This window comes from Stenotrophomonas sp. YJH_SMC_32 (genome assembly GCF_059369975.1).
This window is the reverse complement of record NZ_JCAFTE010000004.1, coordinates 220,687-238,907: the sequence shown is the minus strand read 5'-3', so window position 1 is coordinate 238,907 and position 18,221 is coordinate 220,687. Positions and strand designations below refer to the sequence as shown.

Sequence of the window (18,221 nt, the reverse complement as noted above, 5' to 3'; positions counted from 1 at the left end):
GGTTTTCTGAAGAGGGAATTCTGTGAAATCGGTCAGCGGGGTGTTTCAGCCTGCCACGCCGCTTTCTGCGCCGCCACGCTGCAACGGATCGGGCCAGGGCTCGCCATTGCCGGTGAACGAAAGTGAGACGGAGTTCAGGCAGTGGCGCTCGTAGGTGGGCGGCGGACCATCCGGGAACACGTGGCCCAAGTGGCTGCCGCAGCGCGCGCAGGTGATCTCGGTGCGCACCATGCCGTGGCTGGTATCACGGATCTCGCGCACGTGCGCCGGGTCGAACGGGGCAAAGAAGCTGGGCCAGCCGGTGCCGGAATCGAACTTGGTGCTGGAGCGGAACAGTGGCAGCGCGCACAGCCTGCAGCAGTAGACCCCCTCGCGCTTGTTGTCGAGGAACACGCCGCAGAACGGCGCCTCGGTGCCGTGCTGCAGCAGCACGCGGCGCTCCTCGCTGCTGAGGCCAGCGATCAGCGCCTCGGTCTGGGTGGCAGTGGGGGGCGTCAGGTCGAAGGCGGTCATGGCGGCGCTCCGTGGGGTCGATGGCCTGGGGATGCCGGAAAACGTGGGGGTGCCGGCGCGCGCTTGCAAGTGTGATGGCCGTTCATGGGCGGCACACAGGGGCGGGCGCAAGGTGAACGCGATCCACGCCGGAGCGTGCCATGAAACCGATCCTTCCCCTGCTGCTGGCCCTGTTGCCCATCGTCGCGCTGGCGCAGGTGCCGACCGCCGACCCGACTGCGACCCGCAGCGCGACCACCGTGGCGCCGCAGCCCGTGGCACCACCGCCACAGGCCGCTCGCCCGCAACCGCAGGTGCTGCCGTCGCCGCAGCCGGCGCAGCCGATCAGATCCACCGGTCCGGCCCGGGTCGCGCCGACGCCGGTGCCGAAGCCGGCCGACAAGGTCTATGACCGCAATGGCCGCATCGTTCCGGGCGTGCGCCCGGCCGGCCCGAACCGCGTGTTCGATTCGCGCACCGGCCGCTATTACGACAGCGTGCCGGCCGGCGATGGGCAGCAGATCAAGCGCTGAGTCCTGGTGCCACCAAGGTTGGCCGCTACCTGGCGCTGAGCGGGCTGAACGCACGAAAACAACATCCAGCCGATCACTGCTTTTTCGCCTGCGATTAACCGTTCCGGGACCACCGTGGCCCTGCGCCGGCATCCCGCCGCCGCATGTCCTTCGTCCACTGGATCGCGACCATGAAAAACCAGCAGAACCGTCATCCCGGCAAGGAACCGCAGGGCCGTAACTCGCACCAGCAACAACAACAACAGCAGATGGAGCCGCAGCCGCCGCACAAGGGCGGCAAGCAGCAGGAACAGCGCACGCAGAAGCATCCGCAGCAGCGCTGACTGTCGCCATGACCGGGGTCAGAGCCCGCTGCGCGGGATCCGACCCCTTGCCAGATGCCGACCGGGGTCGGATCCCGCGCAGCGGGATCTGACCCCAACCGGTTCCCAGCTTCAATCCGGAATCGGCAGGCTCAGCGTCTCCTTCACCTCTTCCATCACGATGTAGCTCTTCGACTCACGTACATGCGGCAGTGTCAGCAACGTGCTGCCGAGCAGCTTGCGGTAGGAAGCCATTTCACTGATCCGTGCTTTCAGCAGGTAATCGAAGTCGCCCGACACCAGGTGGCACTCCAGCACGTTGGGCAGCTTCAGCGCGGCGCGCCGGAACTCCTCGAAGATGTCGCCGGACTTGTAGGCCAGGCTGATCTCCACGAACACCAGCAGGCTGGCCTTTACCGCGGCCGGGTCGAGGTGGGCGTGATAGCCGGTGATTACCCCTTCGCGTTCCAGGCGGCGCACCCGCTCGGTGCACGGGGTGGTCGACAGGCCGACCCGCTCGCCCAGCTCGGTGAAGGAGATGCGGCCTTCGGCCTGCAGGATGCGCAGGATCTTGCGGTCGATCTTGTCCAGTTCGCGGGTACGGGTGGCCATGGCCGTCAACCTTGGGGAATGAATTGCAGGAGAACATCCTGCCGGTTGATTTCAATTCAGGCAAATCAACTGGTATTGGCTGTCTATACTTCCCCAATTATGGCCCCGGCACGCTCCAGTGCAGGGAATGATCGGGTTGGAGAAGTCCCATGCGAGTCCTAGTTCTCGGCAGCGGCGTGATCGGCACTACCAGTGCCTGGTACCTGCGACAGGCCGGGTTTGAAGTCACGGTCATCGACCGCCAGCCCGGCCCGGCGCTGGAGACCAGCTTCGCCAATGCCGGCCAGCTGTCATTCGGCTACACCTCGCCGTGGGCGGCGCCGGGCGTGCCGAAGAAGGCGATCGGCTGGCTGTTCGAGAAGCACGCGCCGCTGGCGATCAAGCCGGGCATGGACCTGGCCCAGTACCGCTGGCTGTGGCAGATGCTGCGCAACTGTACCCACGAGCGTTATGCGATCAACAAGGCGCGCATGGTGCGCATGTCCGAGTACAGCCGCGACTGCCTGAACGAGCTGCGCGCGCAGATCGGCATTGAATTCGAAGGCCGCGACCTGGGCACCACCCAGTTGTTCCGCACCCAGCAGCAGCTGGATGCCTCGGCGCAGGACATCGAGATCCTGGCCCAGTACGGCGTGCCGTACGAGGTGCTGGACCGGGCCGGCATCATCCAGGCCGAACCGGCCCTGGCCCACGTCGATGGCCTGGTCGGCGCGCTGCGCCTGCCGCGTGACCAGACCGGCGACTGCCAGCTGTTCACCCGCCGCCTGGCGCAGATGTGCGTGGATGCCGGCGTTGAATTCCGCTTCGACCAGGACATCACCGGCCTGGAGTTCGATGGCGACCGCATCACCGGCGTGCGCATCGACGGCAAGCTGGAAACCGCCGACCGCTTCGTGGTTGCGCTCGGCAGCTACTCACCGGCGCTGGTCGCACCGCTGGGCATGCGCCTGCCGGTGTACCCGCTGAAGGGTTACTCGCTGACCCTGCCGATCACCGACCCGGCGATGGCGCCGACCTCGACCATCCTCGATGAGAGCTACAAGGTGGCGGTGACCCGCTTCGACGACCGCATCCGTGTCGGCGGCATGGCCGAGGTGGCCGGCTTCGACCTGTCGCTGTCGCAGCGCCGCCGCGAGACCCTGGAACTGGTGGTCCGTGACCTCTACCCGAAGGGTGGCGACCTGTCGCGCGCGCAGCTCTGGACCGGCCTGCGCCCGGCTACGCCGGACGGTACGCCGGTGATCGGCGCCACGCCGTTCCGCAACCTGTACCTCAACACCGGCCACGGCACGCTGGGCTGGACCATGGCCTGCGGCTCGGGCCGCTACCTGGCCGACCTGATGAGCGCGCGACAGCCGCAGATCAGCACCGAAGGCCTGGATATTTTCCGCTACGGCCAGTACGGTCACGCGCCGCAACACGAGAACCGCACATGCGTCCTGCCCGCGCGCTGATCGATCTGGGCGCCCTGCGCAGCAACTACCGGCTCGCGCGTGAACTGGGCGGTGGCAAGGCCCTGGCGATCATCAAGGCCGATGCCTATGGGCATGGCGCGGTGCGCTGTGCGCAGGCGCTGGAAGGCGAGGCCGATGGTTTCGGCGTGGCCACCATCGAAGAGGCACTGGAGCTGCGCCAGGCCGGCATCCGTGTGCCGATCCTGCTGCTGGAAGGCATCTTCGAGCCCAGCGACATGGCGCTGGTGGCCGAGCATGACTTCTGGTTCGCCGTCGGTTCGCCGTGGCAAGTGGAGGCACTGGCGGCGTTCGACAGCCCGCGCCCGTTGACGGTGTGGCTGAAGCTGGACAGCGGCATGCACCGCCTCGGCCTGGACGTGGACAGCTTCCGCGCGGCGCATGCACGCCTGTCGGCGCTGCCGCAGGTCGAGCGCATCGTGCTGATGACCCACCTGGCACGTGCCGACGAACTGGACAGCGAGCGCACCCGCGAGCAGGCGGCGACCTTCGCGCGCGCCATTGACGGGTTGGAGGGCGAGACCAGCGTGTGCAACTCGCCCGCACTGCTGGGCTGGCCGGAGGTGCGCAGCGATTGGGTGCGCCCGGGCCTGATGCTGTACGGCGCCAACCCGCTGCCGGACAACACCGTGTTGACCGAGCGACTGCGCCCGGTGATGACGATGCAGTCCAAGGTGATCGCCGAGCGCTGGATCGAAGCCGGTGAACCGGTGGGGTATGGCGCGCGCTTCGTGGCCAAGGCGCGCACCCGCGTAGGCGTGGTTGCACTCGGCTATGCCGACGGTTACCCGCAGTTTGCACCGAATGGCACCCCGGTGCTGATCGACGGCCAGCCCGGTGCGCTGATCGGGCGCGTGTCGATGGACATGCTGACGGTGGACCTGACCGCGCATCCGCAGGCCGGCATCGGCAGCGTGGTGGAGCTGTGGGGCTCCGCGCCGACGCTGTCGGAGCTGGCGCCGCGCTGTGGCGTGAGTGCCTACCAGCTGCCGTGCGCGGTCAAGCGCGTGGCGAAGCTGTACGTGTAGAGCCGAGCCCACGCTCGGCTTCAGTAGCAGCCTATCTTGGTTGGCGCTGTGAATGCGTGTCGACCAAGGTCGACACCTACCGATGGACCTACCGTGCTGCGGTGGCCTGCGCTGTCAGCTGCCGCTTCACCCAGTCGTCGATCAGGCGCTTCTCGTAGCGCAGTGGATCGCTGTCGCTCTTCAGGCCGATGTTGTGCAGGTAGCCGGTATCGCTCAGGCGCGCGTCGCCCTCGCTGACGATGCGGCCGCTGGCGTCCTTCAGCGTGTACTGCAGGCTGATCCGCGGTGGGTAGATGTCGCGCATGATCCGGATGTCGCGGCCGCGCGGGCCGTGCCACGGCTCGTAGTCACCGGCGCGCTTGATGTCGACCAGGGTCACATCAAGCGTCTGTCCCGGTTGCAGCGGTTTGGCGGCAGCGGTCTGCAGGTAGCGTGCCAGCTGCTGCACCCAGTCGCCACGCTCGGCCTCGAAGCGGTTGGTACTCTGGCGGATCTCGGTGAATTTGGCCGGATCGTCCCACTTCACGCTGACCGGGCCATCGGCCTGCAATGCGCGGGGAGCTTCCGGGTCGGTCACGGTGCGCGGTGCCGCACTGGCGCCGCCCGCCGCCAGGGCGCCTGCCAACAGGGCAATCGCGAGTGAGCGTTTCATCACGGTCTCCTGCGTCCCCTCGATGGGGGCGATGTTGATCACAGATCGAGTGTGATCCTGCTTCCCGGTATCGGCAATGGCCGCATGCGTCGTCTGCAAGAGCGGTTGCCGCCAATTCATCGACGTCAACCATGACTGACGGCGCTTGACGCTGTGAATACGCCCTTTGGAAGATGCTGTGCCTCCAACCTGGCCTGCACAGACACCCTTGTCCACACTGCCGCCCCTCGTGGAGCGCCCACCGATGACGGTGCCGGCGCCCGAACCCGACCTGCATCATGGCGTGCTTGAGCGCATCAACGCCGGTTTCTGCGTGATCCAGGTGCTGTTCGAGGGTGATCGTGCGGTCGACTACCGCTTCATCGAGGTCAACGATGCCTTCGAGCGCCACACAGGGCTGAAGGATGCGCGTGGAAAGCGCATGACGGCGCTGGAGCCCGGCCATGAGCAGGACTGGTTCCGCATCTATGGCGAGGTCGCACGCAGCGGCCGCCCGGCCCAGTTCGAGATGGAGGCGCGTGCGCTGGGCCGCTCGTTCGCGGTGGATGCGGTGCGCGTGGGCCGGCCGGGCGAGGACAAGGTCGGCATCCTGTTCTTCGACATCACCGCACGCAAGCAGATGGAAGTGGAGCTGGGCGAAAGCGAAGCCCGCTTCAGTGCGCTGGCCGACGGCCTGCCGATGCCGGTGTGGGTCTTGGACGAGCGCGGCCATGCCCGTTTCGTCAACAGTGCCTTCAGCGAGTTCTTCGGCGGTGACGAGACGCGCGTGCCGGAGGACGTCTGGCGCGGCCTGGTGCATCCGGACGACGCATCGGTCTTCGAGTATGAACTGCAGGAAGCATTGAAGGCGCAGCGCTCCATGCATGCGCTGGTGCGCGCACGCCGTGCCGATGGCCAGTGGCGCTGGCTGGAGATGAACGCCCGCCCGCGCTTCTCGCGCATGGGCCGCTTCATCGGCCTGGCCGGCAGCAGCCCGGACGTGACCGAACGCCGCGAGATCGAGCTGGCCCGCGAGGAACTGCTGCAGTCCGAGCGTGCCGCGCGCAGTGCTGCGGAAAACATGGCGCGGCTGAAGGATGAATTCCTGGCCACGCTGTCGCATGAGCTGCGTACGCCGTTGACTACCATCCTCGGCTGGAGCGAATTGCTTCTGCAGCGAGTGGACAACACCAGTCCGCTGTACAAGGGCCTGAACGTGATCGCCAACAGCGCCGGTGCGCAGAAGCGGCTGATCTCGGACATGCTCGACCTCAGCAGCATGCTGCTGGGCAAGGTGCAGCTGGAGGTGGAAGTGCTGGACCTGTGCGCGGTGCTGGGTGAGGCGATCGGCGCGCAGGAACTGGTGGCCGAAGGCAAGGCGCTGGACGTGCACCTGCAGCTGCCCACGCAACCCAGCCTGGTGCTGGGCGACGCCACGCGCCTGCAGCAGGTGTTCTGGAACCTGCTCTCGAACGCGATCAAGTTCACCCCGGCTGAAGGCCGCATCGACCTGCAGCTGCGGGCTGACGGCAACTACTGGGAGATCACCGTGCGTGACAGCGGTGATGGCATCGCACCCGAATTCCTCAATCATCTGTTCAGCCGCTTCCGCCAGGCCGACGGCACCACCACCCGCCGCCATGGCGGCCTGGGCCTGGGCCTTGCGATCGTGCAGCAGCTGGTGGAACTGCATGGTGGCACGGTCACTGCGGCCAGCGAGGGCCACGGCCACGGCGCGACCTTCACCGTGCGCCTGCCCCAGCATGTTCCCGATGCCGAACGGCGGCCGCTGCGTGAAGTGATCAGCGGGCCGATCCTGGAGCCGGTGATCGTCGAGCCGTATCCGCTGCGCGGCATGCATGTGCTGGCGGTGGAAGACCAGCCGGAAGTGCTGGAGTACTTGCGGCGCATGCTGGAAGAGCAGGGCGCCAGCGTGTCTGCGGCCAGTTCGGCCGGCGAAGCGCTGGCACTGCTGGCCGACACCGGCCACCTGCAATACCACGTGCTGCTGACCGACATCGGCATGCCGGGCATGGATGGCTATGGGCTGGTGCGCACGCTGCGCGAGGACATGGGCGTGGATGCGGCGACCTTGCCTGCGGTGGCGGTGACTGCACTGGCGCGTGCCGACGACCGCCGCCGCGCGCTGGCGTCGGGCTTCCAGGAGCATGTGGCCAAGCCGTACTCGGTAGCGCAGCTGGTGGCTGCCGTGCGCAAGGTGCAGGTGCCGCGCGCGGACAGCGCGCTGCACTGAACATTCACGGCCGATCGGCGACCCTGCAGTCAGGAGGTCGCCGATGTCCCGTATAGCTCCACGTATCCACACCGATCCGGCGCAGATTGCGCGCCTGGAAGCCCTGCTGCCGCAGCTGGATGGCGAAACGCAGGTGGAACTGATTCTGCACGATGGCCGCCGCCTGCTCGGCACGGTGGCGGTGAGGCCAACCGTGCAGCAATACCGCAACGAGGCCGGCGACGAAGGCAGCAACGGCCAGTTGCGCCTGGATGACTACGACACGCCGGTGCAGCAGCACCACGTGTGGCTGGATGAAATCGCCAGCATCAACCGCCTGCCACCCACGGCGCCTTGATCGGATGTAGAGCCGAGCCCACGCTCGGCTGCACCGTCGCCCGAGCGTGGGCTCGGGCGCTACCGGTGTGTCAATGCTCGAACAACGTCGGCGTCGCCTCGAATCGGCGTGCGTACGCACGCTCCTCTGCAACCCTCGCCACCTCGTCATCGGCCAGGTCCGGTGCCCCATAGACGGCGTAGGCAACGCTGCCGTCGGCACCATGACCGATCTGATGCAGCCGGTAGCGCGAGTGGCCGCCGCCGGTGTCCTCGGGGTAGTGCACGGGCGGATGGCTGCCTTCCAGGTCCATTTCACTGTTGTCGACCACGCCACCGACGAACAAGGCTCGCATGCAGGTTCTCCTGGGTTTCCGGGGGGAGCCTCTACCCTGAACGTTTCAATGTTTCTGGCGGATCAAGGCCCCGTTCGGGTTTCGCAAAGCGGGCCGCCGGGGCCGGCCCGGCCAAGCCGGTACAATGGACGGCCCTCACGCTTGAAGTACCCGCGCCGATGGCCTCCAGCGACGACGCCCCCCTGCAGACCCTGCTCCTGCCGTTCTCCCAAGGCGCCCTGCGCTGGCCTGAGGGCCCGGTGGCCTTCCTGCGTGCCCGCGATGGCTGGCCATTGCGCGAAGTGGCCGGCGATCGCGAGGTGCATTGCGAACAGAGCTTCGCCCCGTTCGCGCAACCGCTGCAGCAGGCTGCCGGCTGGACCGTCAGCGGGCAGCTGGATGACGTGGCCGGCAAGGGCCGCTACCCGTTGGTGCTGGTGCTGCCGCCGCGCCAGCGCGAAGAAGCCCGTGCGCTGTTCGCCCGTGCGCTTGTGCTGGTCGCCGACGGCGGCCGCATCGTTGCCTGCCAGTCCAACAACGAAGGTGCGCGTTCGGGCGAGGGCGACCTCAAGCAGTTGGCCGGCCTCGGTGGCTCCCTGACCAAGAACCACTGCCGCGTGTACTGGACCGCCCCGCTGCAGGGCCAGCACGACGTTGACCTGGCCAAGCGCTGGTCGGCGCTGGATGCGGTGCGCCCGATCGTGGGCGGTCGCTTCCTCAGCCGCCCGGGCGTGTTCGCCTGGGATCGCATCGATCCGGCGTCGGCGCTGCTGGCCGAGCACCTGCCGGCCGACCTGGCCGGACGCGCCGCCGACCTCGGCGCCGGCTACGGCTACCTGTCGCGCGAACTCCTGGAACGCTGCCCGAAGATCACCGCGCTGGACCTGTACGAGGCCGAGCAGCGCGCACTGGCGCTGGCCGAGCTCAATCTGGCGCCGCCACCGCGCCCGCTGCCGCTGCGCTTCCTGTGGCAGGACGTCACCGCCGGCATCGAGCCGGGCTACGACGTCATCATCAGCAACCCGCCGTTCCACACGCCGTCGCGCGCTGACCGCCCGGACATCGGCCAGCGCTTCATCGCCGTGGCTGCGCAGGCATTGCGCCCGGGCGGGCGCCTGTACGTGGTGGCCAACCGCCACCTGCCTTACGAGCACACCCTCAACGACAGCTTCGGCGCGGTGCGCGTGGTCGCCGAACGCGACGGTTTCAAGCTGGTGGAAGCAGTGAAGGGGAAGGGCAAGTGAAGCTGGTCAAGCACATCGCCAACCTGGGCTATGGCAGCCGCAAGCAGGTGCAATGGATGTTCCGCGAAGGCCGCGTCACCGACGCCGATGGCGAGGTGCTGTATGCCGACGACCAGGTGCCGCATGACGCCATCCGGGTCGATGGCGAGCCGCTGGACCCACCGCCGGGGCTGTCGATCGCGCTGCACAAGCCGGCCGGCTACACCTGTTCGACCAAGGACACCGGGCGCCTGATCTACGACCTGCTGCCGCCGCGCTTCCGCGACCGCGATCCGGTGCTGTCCACGGTCGGCCGCCTCGACCGCGAGACCAGTGGCCTGCTGTTGCTGACCGACGATGGTGGCCTGCTGCACCGGATCATCTCGCCGAAGTCGAAGCTGCCGAAAGTCTATGAGGTCGAGTTGAGCGAGGACCTGCGCGGCGACGAGGTGGCGCTGTTCGCCAGCGGCACGCTGATGCTGGAATCGGAGAAGACGCCCCTGCTGCCGGCTGAACTGGAGGTGCTGGATGCGCGCCGTGCGCGGCTGGTGCTGCACGAAGGCCGCTACCATCAGGTACGCCGCATGTTCGCCGCCACCGGCAACCACGTGCAGGCCCTGCACCGCAGCCGCGTCGGCGGGCTGGACCTGCAGGGGCTGGACGAGGGGCAATGGCGGCAGCTCACTTCCACCGACCTGGATACGCTGTTCGCTTCATGACCAACATTGCTGCGCTGCCGTTCCTCCCCGACGCCGTCATCTTCGACATGGACGGCCTGATGATCGACAGCGAGCGCGTTTCGCTGGCCTGCTGGAGCGAGGCGGCCGACGCATTCGGGCTGGGCCTGGACGAGGCGGTGTTCCTGCGCATGGTCGGCCTCGGCGACCGCGATTCGCACGCGCTGCTGCGTGCGCAGGGGATCGAGGACAGCATGATCGAGGCGGTGGCTGCACGCTGCCATGAGCTGTACGAAGCACGCACCCAGACCGGCCTGCCGCTGCGGCCGGGCATCCTGGAACTGCTGGAGCTGTTGAAGGCGCACGCGGTACCGCGTGCGGTGGCCACCACCACGCGGCAGCCGCGGGCCAACCGCAAGCTGACGGCCGCTGGCCTGCTGCCGTACTTCGATGCGGTGATCACCAGTGGCGACGTGGCGCGGCCGAAACCGGCGCCGGATATCTACCTGCTGGCCGCGCAGCGGCTGGGCCAGGCCCCGGAACGCTGCCTGGCGCTGGAAGACTCACCGGCCGGTACGCGCGCAGCATTGGCGGCCGGCATGACCGTGATCCAGGTGCCGGACCTGGTGCATCCTGATGAAGAGCTGCGCGCACTGGGCCACCGCATCGTTGGGTCCCTGGTGGACGCGCACGCGCTGCTGCTGCCGTTGCTGCCGAAGTAAGGTGGGTGCCGACCGTTGGCCGGCACTGAGCCGAGCATGGCTCGGCTCTACATCTATTGGTGGGTGCCGACCGTTGGTCGGCACACCTGCCCCCATCACACCCGTCCGAACACCAACGCGGCGTTTGTGCCACCGAAGCCGAAGCTGTTGGACATCACCGTATCCAGTTTCTGCTCGCGGCTCTCGCGCAGGATCGGGAAGCTCTCCACCTTCGGGTCCAGCTCGCCGATGTTGGCCGAACCGGCAACGAAGCCATCGCGCATCATCAGCAGGCAGTAGATCGCCTCGTGCACGCTGGCTGCACCGAGCGAGTGCCCGGACAACGCCTTGGTCGAAGACAGCGGCGGCACTGCATCGCCGAACACTTCGCGGATCGCGTTGAGCTCGGTGACATCGCCCAGCGGGGTCGAGGTGCCGTGGGTGTTCAGGTAGTCCAGTGGGCGATCGACACCCTGCAGCGCCATCTTCATGCAGCGCACCGCACCTTCGCCGGAGGGCGCCACCATGTCGGCACCGTCGGAGGTGACGCCATAGCCGATCAGCTCGGCATGGATGTGGGCACCGCGTGCGACGGCGTGGTCGTAATCCTCCAGCACCAGCATGCCGCCACCTCCGGCGATGACGAAGCCGTCGCGGTCCTTGTCGTACGGGCGCGAGGCGCTGGCCGGGGTTTCGTTGAAGCTGGTCGACAGCGCGCCCATCGCGTCGAACATCACGCTCATCGACCAGTGCAGGTCTTCGCCACCGCCGGCGAACATGATGTCCTGCGCACCGTGCCGGATCATGTCCGCAGCGGCGCCGATGCAATGCGCCGAGGTCGCGCAGGCAGCCGACAGCGAGTAGCTGACGCCCTTGATCTGGTAGGCCGTGGCCAGGCAGGCCGAGACCGTCGAGCACATCGTGCGCGGCACCATGTATGGGCCGACCTTGCGCACGCCACGTTCGCGCAGCAGGTCGACGGCACCGATCTGCCATTCGCTGGAGCCGCCACCGGAACCGGCGATCAGGCCGGTGCGCAGGCTGCTGACCTGCTCGGGGCTGAGCCCGGCATCGGCGATGGCATCGCGCATGGCCAGGTAGGCGAAGGCCGCCGCGTCGCTCATGAAGCGCTTCTGCTTGCGGTCGATCAAGGCGTCCAGGTCGAGGTCGACGCGGCCTCCGACCTGGCTGCGCAGGCCTGCTTCGGCGTGGTCGGCCAGGGCGGTGATGCCCGAGCGTCCTTCACGCAGCGCGGCCGAAACGGTATCCAGATCATTGCCGAGGCAGGACGTGATGCCCATGCCGGTGATGACGACGCGACGCATCAGAAGCTCCCGGTTTCGGTGAACAGGCCGACGCGCAGGTCGCGCGCGCTGTAGATTTCGCGGTCGTCCACGTACATGCGGGCGTCCGACTGGGCCATCACCAGCTTGCGGTTGATGACCCGGCTGATGTCGATCTCGTAGCGTACGAGCTTGGCGTCCGGCAGTACCTGGCCGGTGAACTTCACCTCGCCACAGCCCAGCGCGCGGCCCTTGCCGGGCGCACCCAGCCAGGTCAGGAAGAAGCCGGTCAGCTGCCACATGGCATCCAGGCCCAGGCAGCCTGGCATCACCGGGTCGCCGATGAAGTGGCAGCCGAAGAACCACAGGTCCGGGCGGATATCCAGTTCGGCGCGTACCATGCCCTTGCCATGCGGTCCGCCGTCCTCGCGGATGTCGGTGATGCGGTCGAACATCAGCATCGGGTCGTTGGGCAAACGGCCGGCGGCGGTGCCGAACAGTTCACCGCGTGCGCTGGCCAGCAGCTGTTCGCGGTTGAACGCGTGGAGACGGGTCATGAAGCACAATCCTGGAAGCGGAGAACAGGGAAACAAGCGCCCGAGAATGCCCGTGGAAACTGTCCCGATCAAACATTTCAACCGTACGCAACCGTAGTGTTTTCAAGGGAATACGCGCATCCTGTTGATGTGCAACGACCATACTTCGGCGTGTGGCCCACCCGGCCCGGCCCCGCCTTTTCCACCTGACATGACCCGACTGCGCAAGATCATCCACGTTGACATGGACGCGTTCTACGCGTCGGTGGAGCAGCGCGACGATCCGTCACTGCGCGGCAAGCCGGTGGTTGTGGCATGGCGCGGCGCACGCTCGGTGGTGTGCGCGGCATCGTACGAGGCACGCGTGTTCGGTGTGCGTTCGGCCATGCCGGCAGTGCGGGCCGAACGCCTGTGCCCGGATGCGATCTTCGTGCCGCCCGACTTCGCACGTTACAAGGCGGTGTCACGCCAGGTGCGCGAGATCTTCCTGCGCCACACCGACCTGGTTGAACCATTGTCACTGGATGAAGCCTACCTGGACGTGACCGAGCCGAAGAGCGGCATCGAACTGGCGACCGACATCGCCCGTACCATCCGCATGCAGATCCGTGAGGAGACCAACCTGACTGCTTCAGCTGGGATCGCGCCGAACAAGTTCCTGGCCAAGATCGCCTCGGACTGGCGCAAGCCCGATGGCCAGTTCGTGATTCCGCCGCAGCGGGTGGACGCCTTCCTGCTGCCGTTGCCGGTGAGCCGGGTGCCTGGCGTCGGCAAGGTGATGGAAGGCAAGCTGGCCGCGCGCGGCATCGCCACCTGCGGCGACCTGCGGCAGTGGGCACTGATCGATCTGGAAGAAGCGTTCGGCAGTTTCGGCCGCAGCCTGTACAACCGCGCACGCGGCATCGACGAGCGGCCGGTGGAACCGGACCAGCAGGTGCAGTCGATTTCCTCGGAGGACACCTTCGCCGAAGACCTGCTGCTGGAAGACCTGGGCGAGGCGATCGTGCAGTTGGCGGAGAAGACCTGGAATGCCACACGCAAGACCGAACGTGTCGGCCATACCGTGGTGCTGAAGTTGAAAACCGCGCAGTTCCGCATTCTCACCCGCAGCTTCACCCCGGAACGTCCGCCGGAGTCGATGGAAGAACTGCGCGACATCGCACTGGCCCTGCGCGCCCGCGTCGACCTGCCAGCGGAGACGCGCTATCGGCTGGTGGGTGTCGGGCTGGGTGGCTTCCGCGAAAAGGAACCGGTGGTGCAGGGGGAGTTGTTCGAGCACGACATGAACAATCCCACAGATACCTAATCATCAAATAGTGGGGTCAGAGCCCGTTGCGCAGCAACGGGCTCTGACCCCGTGCCGACCAACGGTCGGCACCCACCATCAGCAGCAGGTTCCGACAGATAGCGGGAAACTGTCGAAGGCGGGGTGGGTCCGGTTGCGGGGGCGTGAGCCGCATGGATGCGGCGACCGAGCTTACATGGACGTACTTGCAGCGCCCCCCCGCAACCGGACCCACCTCGCCATCCCACGGATAGCCAGCTGTTGCTGTTGCTGTTGCTTCGGCTGTTGCCGTTGCATTGGGCAGGTGCAGGGCGCAGCCCTGCAAAAGAAAACTCCCACCTCATGGCCACTGCATCTCGCCCTTGGCCACCTTCGCACTCAGCTCCAGCGACGCCACGCCGTCCAGCTTCGGATAGCGCGCCTGCATCGCCTGCACCAGCGCCGCACTGTCCTTCGCCTTTGCCGCCTCGGCGTCGAACGCGCGGATGTAGTCCGCGGTGAAGCGCAACGCACTGGCATCCAGCGCCGCACCCGGCGCGTAATGCCCCGGCACCACCACCTTCGGCTTCAGTGCCTGCAATCGCTGCAGGGTCTGCAGCCAGTCAGTGTGCGACTTCGGCGTCTGTGTGTCGGCCATCCACACGTGCTCACCGGCCACCACCGGAATGCCACCGACGATCGCGCGCAGCGATGGTACCCACAGCACCGTGCGGTCCGGGGTCGGGCCATCCAGGCCGATCAACGGCAGGCGCTGGCCTTCCAGCTGCAGGGCATCGCCGTCCAGCACCTGCGGCACCACGATGCGCGCGGGCACGTCGGCACCCATCTTCGGTCCCCAGTAGGCCAGCTTGCCGGCCCGGGTCTGCTGGATGTGGGCGACGGTCTGCGCAGTGGCGACGATGCGTGCCTGCGGGAAGGCATCCTGCAGGGTGGCCAGGCCGAAGTAGTAGTCCGGATCGCCGTGGCTGATGTAGATCGTGGTCAGCTGCTTGCCACTGGCGCGGATCCGTTCGACCAGCTTGCGTGCGTCGCTGGCGCCGAACTGCGCGTTGATCAGGATCGCGTCATGGCGGCCTTCGATCAGTACCGAGGATACCGAGAACATCGCCTGCGGGCCGGGATGGAAGGTCTGCAGGTGCAGTTGTGATTTCGTCGCGGCGGCCGGCGCCGCGGTGGCCGGTGCGGCCAGCAGCGGCGCACTGGTGAACGTGGCGGCCAGGGCGAGGGGGAGCAGCAGGGCAGCGGCGCGCATGGGGAATTCCTTGTGTAGAGCCGGGCCAATGCCCGGCTGCATGTTCGCGTAGAGCCGAGCGCGGGCTTGGCTCTACAAGGGGCGTAGCTGGATCAGTACGCGGCGGTGATGATCTGCTTCGGGTAAGCGTGCGCTTCCAGCTCGGCGACGAACGCGGCGCCGTAGTCGGCATAGCTGATGCGGCTGTGGCCACTGGCGTCGGCCAGGAAGGCCTTGGGCTGCACGCGATACTGGCCACGCTCATCGCCCGGGCCGATTTCGGCGGCCGGCGAGAAGAAGGTCCAGTCCAGGTCGTCCACTGCCTGCAGGCGATTGAAGGCTTCACGATGGGCCAGCGCGTACGGCTTGTAGGCTTCCGGGAAGTTGGGGGTATCGACCAGCTGCACGCCCGGCGCGACTTCCAGGCTGCCAGCGCCACCCACCACCACCAGGCGCGGTACGCCGGCTTTGCGCGCGGCGGCCGCCAGCTGCGCGGCGATCTCGCCCACGCGGCCGATGTCGTCGCCCGGGCGCGGGCCGTAGGCGCTGGCCAGTACGTCGTGGCCCGCGATGGCGGCGACCAGCGCGTCCTGGTCATCCAGCGAGGCGATCACCGGATGGGCGCCGGCCAGTTCGGCCGGGAGGTCCTGCGCGCTGCGCACGATGACGGTGAGTTCGTGGCCGTGGGCCAGCGCGTGGCGGGCGATCTGGCGGCCGATGTTGCCGGTGGAACCAACGAGGGCGATCTTCATGGCAGGACTCCGTGGGGCGATGTGGGCTGGGAATGGGGCCACTCTAGGCTGCTGCAGTCGCTCGAAAAACAGCGTATAACGCGCTTGTTTGTTGCGTGGATCGAGCATATGGACCGATTGACCGCCATGACCGTGTTTGTCGAGGTGGCCGAGCGCGGCAGCCTCACCGCCGCCGCGGAAGTGCTGGACATGTCGCGGGCGATGGTCAGCCGCTACCTGGCCGAGGTCGAGGGCTGGCTGGGTGCACGCCTGCTGCACCGGACCACGCGCCGGGTCAGCCTGACCGGCCCGGGCGAGGCGGCGTTGGCGCGCTTCCGGCAGATGCTGGCGATCGGCGAAGAACTGCAGGGCGAGCTGGCCAGTGATGATCCCGAGCCGCACGGTACGCTGCGCGTGACCGCCAGCGTGTCGTTCGGGCAGAGCCACCTGGCACGGGCGGTGGCCGGTTTCGTCGCGCGCCATCCGGCGGCGCGCATCGAGCTGCTGCTGGTCGACCGCACGGTGAACCTGGTCGAGGAGCGCGTGGACCTGGCCGTGCGCATTGCGCGCCAGATCGACCCCAGCCTGATCGCGCGGCGGCTGGCCACCTGCCGCTCGGTGCTGTGCGCGACGCCGTCGTACCTGCAGGCGCGTGGCACGCCGACCGCGCCGGAGCACCTGGCCGCGCACAACTGCCTGACCCACCACTACGTCGGCAAGAGCCTGTGGCAGCTGCACCGCGATGGCCGTTCGCTGTCGGTGGCGGTGGGCGGCAACATCAGCGCCAACGAGGCCTCGCTGCTGCTGGAGGCGGTACGCGCCGGTGCCGGGATCGCCATGCTGCCGACCTACCAGGTGGCGCCACTGCTGCGCAGCGGCGAGCTGATCGAACTGCTGCCCGGATTCAGTCTGGACGAGCTCGGCATTCATGCCGTGTACGCGTCACGGCGCCAGCAGCCCGCTATCATGCGGCGATTCCTGGATTACCTGGCCGAGTGTTTCGCCAGCCCGGCCTTCCAGGATCTGGATTGGCGCCCGCCGGGCAAGGAGAACACATGAACCATGGACAGGCTTTGATCGACCACAACCGTGCTGCCTGGGACCGCCAGGCCAGCGAAGTGCGCGAATGGTCGCGCCCGGTGGAGAGTTCAACCATTGCCGCCGCGCGCGAAGGGCGCTGGCAGGTGCACCTGACCCCACGCGCGCTGCCACTGGACTGGCTGGGCGACGTGCGCGGCCGTCGCATCCTGTGCCTGGCTTCGGGCGGCGGCCAGCAGGCACCCGTGCTGGCCGCTGCGGGCGCCGACGTCACCGTGTTCGACCTGTCCGATGGGCAGCTGGAACAGGACCGCAGGGTCGCTGCGCGCGACGGCCTGCAGCTGCGCACGGTGCAGGGCGACATGCGCGACCTGCACGTATTCGCCAATGACAGCTTCGACGTGGTGTTCCATCCGATCTCCAACTTGTACGTACCCGACGTGCGCCCGGTGTGGACCGAATGCCGCCGCGTGCTGGCGCGCGATGGCATGTTGATGGCCAGCTTCTACAACCCGGTGCTGTTCGTCGGTGCACGTGATCCGCAGCTGGATGCACAGGGTTTGATCCGGCCGCAGTACGCCATTCCCTATTCGGACCTGGAAGACCTGCCCGCCGCAGAGCGTGAGGCGAAACTCGCGCGCGGTGATGCGCTGACCTTTGGCCACAGCCTGACCGAACTGATCGGCGGGCAGCTGGATGCAGGCTTCGTGATTGATCGGTTCATGGAAGACTGGCAGCCGAAGCCACGCTTCCTGATCGACCGTTACCTGCCCACCTTTCTGGCCACCCGCGCACGCAGGATCGGCTGAGGCGGATCCCGGGGGAAAAGCGCGGCGTACAATGGACGGCCCCACGTTGTACAGGCGTCGTCCCTTGTCGTATCCCTATCCGCTGGTCGTATTCGATCTCGATGGCACGCTGGTCGACAGCGCATCTGACATCGCCGAAGCGCTGAACCGCACGCTGGAAGCCATCGGCATGGCACGCGTGCCGGAAGCCACCGTGCTCGGCTGGATCGGCGACGGGGTGCGCCGCCTGGTCGAACAGGCCGTGCACGCCGCCGGTCGTGAGGTCGATCTGGCCGAGGTCATGCCGGTGTTCATGGTGCACTACCGTGAATGCCTGCTGCGCAGCCCGCGCCTGTTCGATGGCGTGGCCGAGGCACTGGCGCAGCTGCGCGCGCGCGCCGTGCCACTGGCGATCTGCACCAACAAGCCCGAAGCACTGGTGCCGCCGCTGCTGCAGCACCTGGGCATCGGTGATGCGTTCGCGCTGGTACTGGGCGGCGATTCACTGCCACAGCGCAAGCCCAGCGGTGAGCCGCTGCGGCATATCGCTGCGCACTTCGGGCTGCCGGTCGATGCCTGCCTGATGGTGGGTGACTCGCTGACCGACTACCGCGCCGCCGAAGATGCGGGCATGCCGATCGCGCTGGTCCGCTACGGCTACCCGCGCGGTCTGGACCTGGCCACCGCGCATGCGGTGGCGGTGATCGATGACCTGCGTGAACTGCCGGGGTTGACCGCCGGCGTCCCGGTGTAG

General features: G+C 67.5%; 21 protein-coding genes. 13 read left to right on the top strand and 8 right to left on the bottom strand.

Annotated elements, in window-relative coordinates; genetic code table 11:
• Positions 1-45: 45 nt before the first annotated feature.
• Complete coding sequence (msrB, locus tag AC5P7S_RS08890) at positions 46-513, bottom strand: peptide-methionine (R)-S-oxide reductase MsrB (protein WP_005415117.1); 468 nt, start codon at positions 511-513, stop codon at positions 46-48.
• Positions 514-653: 140 nt separating this feature from the next.
• On the opposite strand from msrB, the gene AC5P7S_RS08885 reads away from it, so the two are divergent.
• Together AC5P7S_RS08885 and AC5P7S_RS08880 are read left to right on the top strand one after the other, a co-directional pair.
• The gene (locus tag AC5P7S_RS08885; RefSeq protein WP_053498066.1) at positions 654-1,025 is read left to right on the top strand and encodes a hypothetical protein; all 372 of its coding nucleotides are present in this window, start codon (positions 654-656) and stop codon (positions 1,023-1,025) included.
• Positions 1,026-1,168: 143 nt separating this feature from the next.
• The gene (locus AC5P7S_RS08880; protein ID WP_069139404.1) at positions 1,169-1,348 is read left to right on the top strand and encodes a lana protein; all 180 of its coding nucleotides are present in this window, start codon (positions 1,169-1,171) and stop codon (positions 1,346-1,348) included.
• 111 nt (positions 1,349-1,459) lie between these two features.
• Here the strand turns inward: AC5P7S_RS08880 and AC5P7S_RS08875 are convergent, their stop codons facing one another.
• Complete coding sequence (locus AC5P7S_RS08875) at positions 1,460-1,939, bottom strand: Lrp/AsnC ligand binding domain-containing protein (RefSeq protein ID WP_005407919.1); 480 nt, start codon at positions 1,937-1,939, stop codon at positions 1,460-1,462.
• Between the two features lie 149 nt (positions 1,940-2,088).
• On the opposite strand from AC5P7S_RS08875, the gene AC5P7S_RS08870 reads away from it, so the two are divergent.
• Together AC5P7S_RS08870 and alr are read left to right on the top strand one after the other, a co-directional pair.
• A complete protein-coding gene (locus AC5P7S_RS08870; protein ID WP_095379160.1) occupies positions 2,089-3,393 on the top strand; it encodes a D-amino acid dehydrogenase in 1,305 nt (434 codons plus the stop codon).
• Complete coding sequence (alr, locus tag AC5P7S_RS08865; RefSeq protein WP_095379158.1) at positions 3,372-4,439, top strand: alanine racemase; 1,068 nt, start codon at positions 3,372-3,374, stop codon at positions 4,437-4,439. Before AC5P7S_RS08870 ends, alr begins: the two co-directional genes overlap by 22 nt.
• An 88-nt stretch (positions 4,440-4,527) precedes the next feature.
• Here alr and AC5P7S_RS08860 read toward each other — a convergent pair whose 3' ends face one another.
• Positions 4,528-5,091: a DUF3016 domain-containing protein gene (locus AC5P7S_RS08860; protein ID WP_049412742.1), complete on the bottom strand. Its 564-nt coding sequence runs from the start codon at positions 5,089-5,091 to the stop codon at positions 4,528-4,530.
• A gap of 244 nt (positions 5,092-5,335) precedes the next feature.
• On the opposite strand from AC5P7S_RS08860, the gene AC5P7S_RS08855 reads away from it, so the two are divergent.
• Both AC5P7S_RS08855 and AC5P7S_RS08850 read left to right on the top strand, forming a co-directional pair.
• Positions 5,336-7,324, top strand: coding sequence for a hybrid sensor histidine kinase/response regulator (locus AC5P7S_RS08855; RefSeq protein ID WP_005415123.1), 1,989 nt, complete (start codon positions 5,336-5,338; stop codon positions 7,322-7,324).
• 43 nt (positions 7,325-7,367) lie between these two features.
• Positions 7,368-7,661 (top strand): DUF3247 family protein, encoded by a 294-nt coding sequence (locus AC5P7S_RS08850; protein ID WP_095379156.1) that lies wholly within the window; start codon positions 7,368-7,370, stop codon positions 7,659-7,661.
• A 70-nt stretch (positions 7,662-7,731) separates the two neighbouring features.
• Here the strand turns inward: AC5P7S_RS08850 and AC5P7S_RS08845 are convergent, their stop codons facing one another.
• Positions 7,732-7,995: a hypothetical protein gene (locus AC5P7S_RS08845; RefSeq protein ID WP_005415125.1), complete on the bottom strand. Its 264-nt coding sequence runs from the start codon at positions 7,993-7,995 to the stop codon at positions 7,732-7,734.
• Positions 7,996-8,153: 158 nt separating this feature from the next.
• Here AC5P7S_RS08845 and AC5P7S_RS08840 point away from each other — a divergent pair, with 158 nt between their 5' ends.
• Genes AC5P7S_RS08840 through AC5P7S_RS08830 form a run of 3 tightly spaced genes read left to right on the top strand, consistent with a single transcriptional unit; the run spans position 8,154 to position 10,596 of the window.
• A complete protein-coding gene (locus AC5P7S_RS08840) occupies positions 8,154-9,218 on the top strand; it encodes a class I SAM-dependent methyltransferase (RefSeq protein ID WP_095379324.1) in 1,065 nt (354 codons plus the stop codon).
• Positions 9,215-9,916, top strand: a complete 702-nt coding sequence (locus AC5P7S_RS08835; protein ID WP_053498050.1) for a pseudouridine synthase — start codon at positions 9,215-9,217, stop codon at positions 9,914-9,916. The genes AC5P7S_RS08840 and AC5P7S_RS08835 overlap by 4 nt, the downstream gene beginning before the upstream one ends.
• Complete coding sequence (locus tag AC5P7S_RS08830) at positions 9,913-10,596, top strand: HAD family hydrolase (protein WP_095379322.1); 684 nt, start codon at positions 9,913-9,915, stop codon at positions 10,594-10,596. Before AC5P7S_RS08835 ends, AC5P7S_RS08830 begins: the two co-directional genes overlap by 4 nt.
• 95 nt (positions 10,597-10,691) lie before the next feature.
• Here AC5P7S_RS08830 and fabB read toward each other — a convergent pair whose 3' ends face one another.
• Together fabB and fabA are read right to left on the bottom strand one after the other, a co-directional pair.
• A complete protein-coding gene (gene fabB, locus AC5P7S_RS08825; protein WP_005415129.1) occupies positions 10,692-11,900 on the bottom strand; it encodes a beta-ketoacyl-ACP synthase I in 1,209 nt (402 codons plus the stop codon).
• Complete coding sequence (fabA, locus tag AC5P7S_RS08820) at positions 11,900-12,415, bottom strand: 3-hydroxyacyl-[acyl-carrier-protein] dehydratase FabA (protein WP_005415130.1); 516 nt, start codon at positions 12,413-12,415, stop codon at positions 11,900-11,902. The genes fabB and fabA overlap by 1 nt, the downstream gene beginning before the upstream one ends.
• A 190-nt stretch (positions 12,416-12,605) precedes the next feature.
• Between fabA and dinB the strand changes: the two genes are divergently transcribed.
• Complete coding sequence (dinB, locus tag AC5P7S_RS08815; protein ID WP_005415131.1) at positions 12,606-13,700, top strand: DNA polymerase IV; 1,095 nt, start codon at positions 12,606-12,608, stop codon at positions 13,698-13,700.
• A gap of 319 nt (positions 13,701-14,019) precedes the next feature.
• Here dinB and AC5P7S_RS08810 read toward each other — a convergent pair whose 3' ends face one another.
• Positions 14,020-14,931, bottom strand: a complete 912-nt coding sequence (locus AC5P7S_RS08810; RefSeq protein ID WP_095379320.1) for an MBL fold metallo-hydrolase — start codon at positions 14,929-14,931, stop codon at positions 14,020-14,022.
• A 92-nt stretch (positions 14,932-15,023) separates the two neighbouring features.
• A complete protein-coding gene (locus AC5P7S_RS08805) occupies positions 15,024-15,662 on the bottom strand; it encodes an NAD(P)-dependent oxidoreductase (RefSeq protein WP_095379318.1) in 639 nt (212 codons plus the stop codon).
• A 108-nt stretch (positions 15,663-15,770) separates the two neighbouring features.
• On the opposite strand from AC5P7S_RS08805, the gene AC5P7S_RS08800 reads away from it, so the two are divergent.
• From AC5P7S_RS08800 to gph, 3 genes are all read left to right on the top strand, one after another.
• Complete coding sequence (locus AC5P7S_RS08800) at positions 15,771-16,700, top strand: LysR family transcriptional regulator (RefSeq protein WP_005415135.1); 930 nt, start codon at positions 15,771-15,773, stop codon at positions 16,698-16,700.
• Complete coding sequence (locus tag AC5P7S_RS08795; RefSeq protein ID WP_005415136.1) at positions 16,697-17,488, top strand: class I SAM-dependent methyltransferase; 792 nt, start codon at positions 16,697-16,699, stop codon at positions 17,486-17,488. The genes AC5P7S_RS08800 and AC5P7S_RS08795 overlap by 4 nt, the downstream gene beginning before the upstream one ends.
• A 64-nt stretch (positions 17,489-17,552) precedes the next feature.
• A complete protein-coding gene (gene gph, locus AC5P7S_RS08790) occupies positions 17,553-18,221 on the top strand; it encodes a phosphoglycolate phosphatase (protein ID WP_095379316.1) in 669 nt (222 codons plus the stop codon).

What these genes read in the sequence shown, in the direction of transcription:
- AC5P7S_RS08845 (WP_005415125.1), bottom strand. Translation starts at nt 7,995, where the DNA reads ATGCGAGCCTTGTTCGTCGGTGGCGTGGTCGACAACAGTGAAATGGAC.
- msrB (WP_005415117.1), bottom strand. Translation starts at nt 513, where the DNA reads ATGACCGCCTTCGACCTGACGCCCCCCACTGCCACCCAGACCGAGGCG.
- AC5P7S_RS08805 (WP_095379318.1), bottom strand. Translation starts at nt 15,662, where the DNA reads ATGAAGATCGCCCTCGTTGGTTCCACCGGCAACATCGGCCGCCAGATC.
- AC5P7S_RS08875 (WP_005407919.1), bottom strand. Translation starts at nt 1,939, where the DNA reads ATGGCCACCCGTACCCGCGAACTGGACAAGATCGACCGCAAGATCCTG.
- AC5P7S_RS08885 (WP_053498066.1), top strand. Translation starts at nt 654, where the DNA reads ATGAAACCGATCCTTCCCCTGCTGCTGGCCCTGTTGCCCATCGTCGCG.
- dinB (WP_005415131.1), top strand. Translation starts at nt 12,606, where the DNA reads ATGACCCGACTGCGCAAGATCATCCACGTTGACATGGACGCGTTCTAC.
- AC5P7S_RS08800 (WP_005415135.1), top strand. Translation starts at nt 15,771, where the DNA reads ATGGACCGATTGACCGCCATGACCGTGTTTGTCGAGGTGGCCGAGCGC.
- AC5P7S_RS08830 (WP_095379322.1), top strand. Translation starts at nt 9,913, where the DNA reads ATGACCAACATTGCTGCGCTGCCGTTCCTCCCCGACGCCGTCATCTTC.
- AC5P7S_RS08855 (WP_005415123.1), top strand. Translation starts at nt 5,336, where the DNA reads ATGACGGTGCCGGCGCCCGAACCCGACCTGCATCATGGCGTGCTTGAG.
- fabB (WP_005415129.1), bottom strand. Translation starts at nt 11,900, where the DNA reads ATGCGTCGCGTCGTCATCACCGGCATGGGCATCACGTCCTGCCTCGGC.
- AC5P7S_RS08795 (WP_005415136.1), top strand. Translation starts at nt 16,697, where the DNA reads ATGAACCATGGACAGGCTTTGATCGACCACAACCGTGCTGCCTGGGAC.
- AC5P7S_RS08860 (WP_049412742.1), bottom strand. Translation starts at nt 5,091, where the DNA reads ATGAAACGCTCACTCGCGATTGCCCTGTTGGCAGGCGCCCTGGCGGCG.
- AC5P7S_RS08850 (WP_095379156.1), top strand. Translation starts at nt 7,368, where the DNA reads ATGTCCCGTATAGCTCCACGTATCCACACCGATCCGGCGCAGATTGCG.
- alr (WP_095379158.1), top strand. Translation starts at nt 3,372, where the DNA reads ATGCGTCCTGCCCGCGCGCTGATCGATCTGGGCGCCCTGCGCAGCAAC.
- AC5P7S_RS08870 (WP_095379160.1), top strand. Translation starts at nt 2,089, where the DNA reads ATGCGAGTCCTAGTTCTCGGCAGCGGCGTGATCGGCACTACCAGTGCC.
- AC5P7S_RS08840 (WP_095379324.1), top strand. Translation starts at nt 8,154, where the DNA reads ATGGCCTCCAGCGACGACGCCCCCCTGCAGACCCTGCTCCTGCCGTTC.
- fabA (WP_005415130.1), bottom strand. Translation starts at nt 12,415, where the DNA reads ATGACCCGTCTCCACGCGTTCAACCGCGAACAGCTGCTGGCCAGCGCA.
- AC5P7S_RS08880 (WP_069139404.1), top strand. Translation starts at nt 1,169, where the DNA reads ATGTCCTTCGTCCACTGGATCGCGACCATGAAAAACCAGCAGAACCGT.
- AC5P7S_RS08810 (WP_095379320.1), bottom strand. Translation starts at nt 14,931, where the DNA reads ATGCGCGCCGCTGCCCTGCTGCTCCCCCTCGCCCTGGCCGCCACGTTC.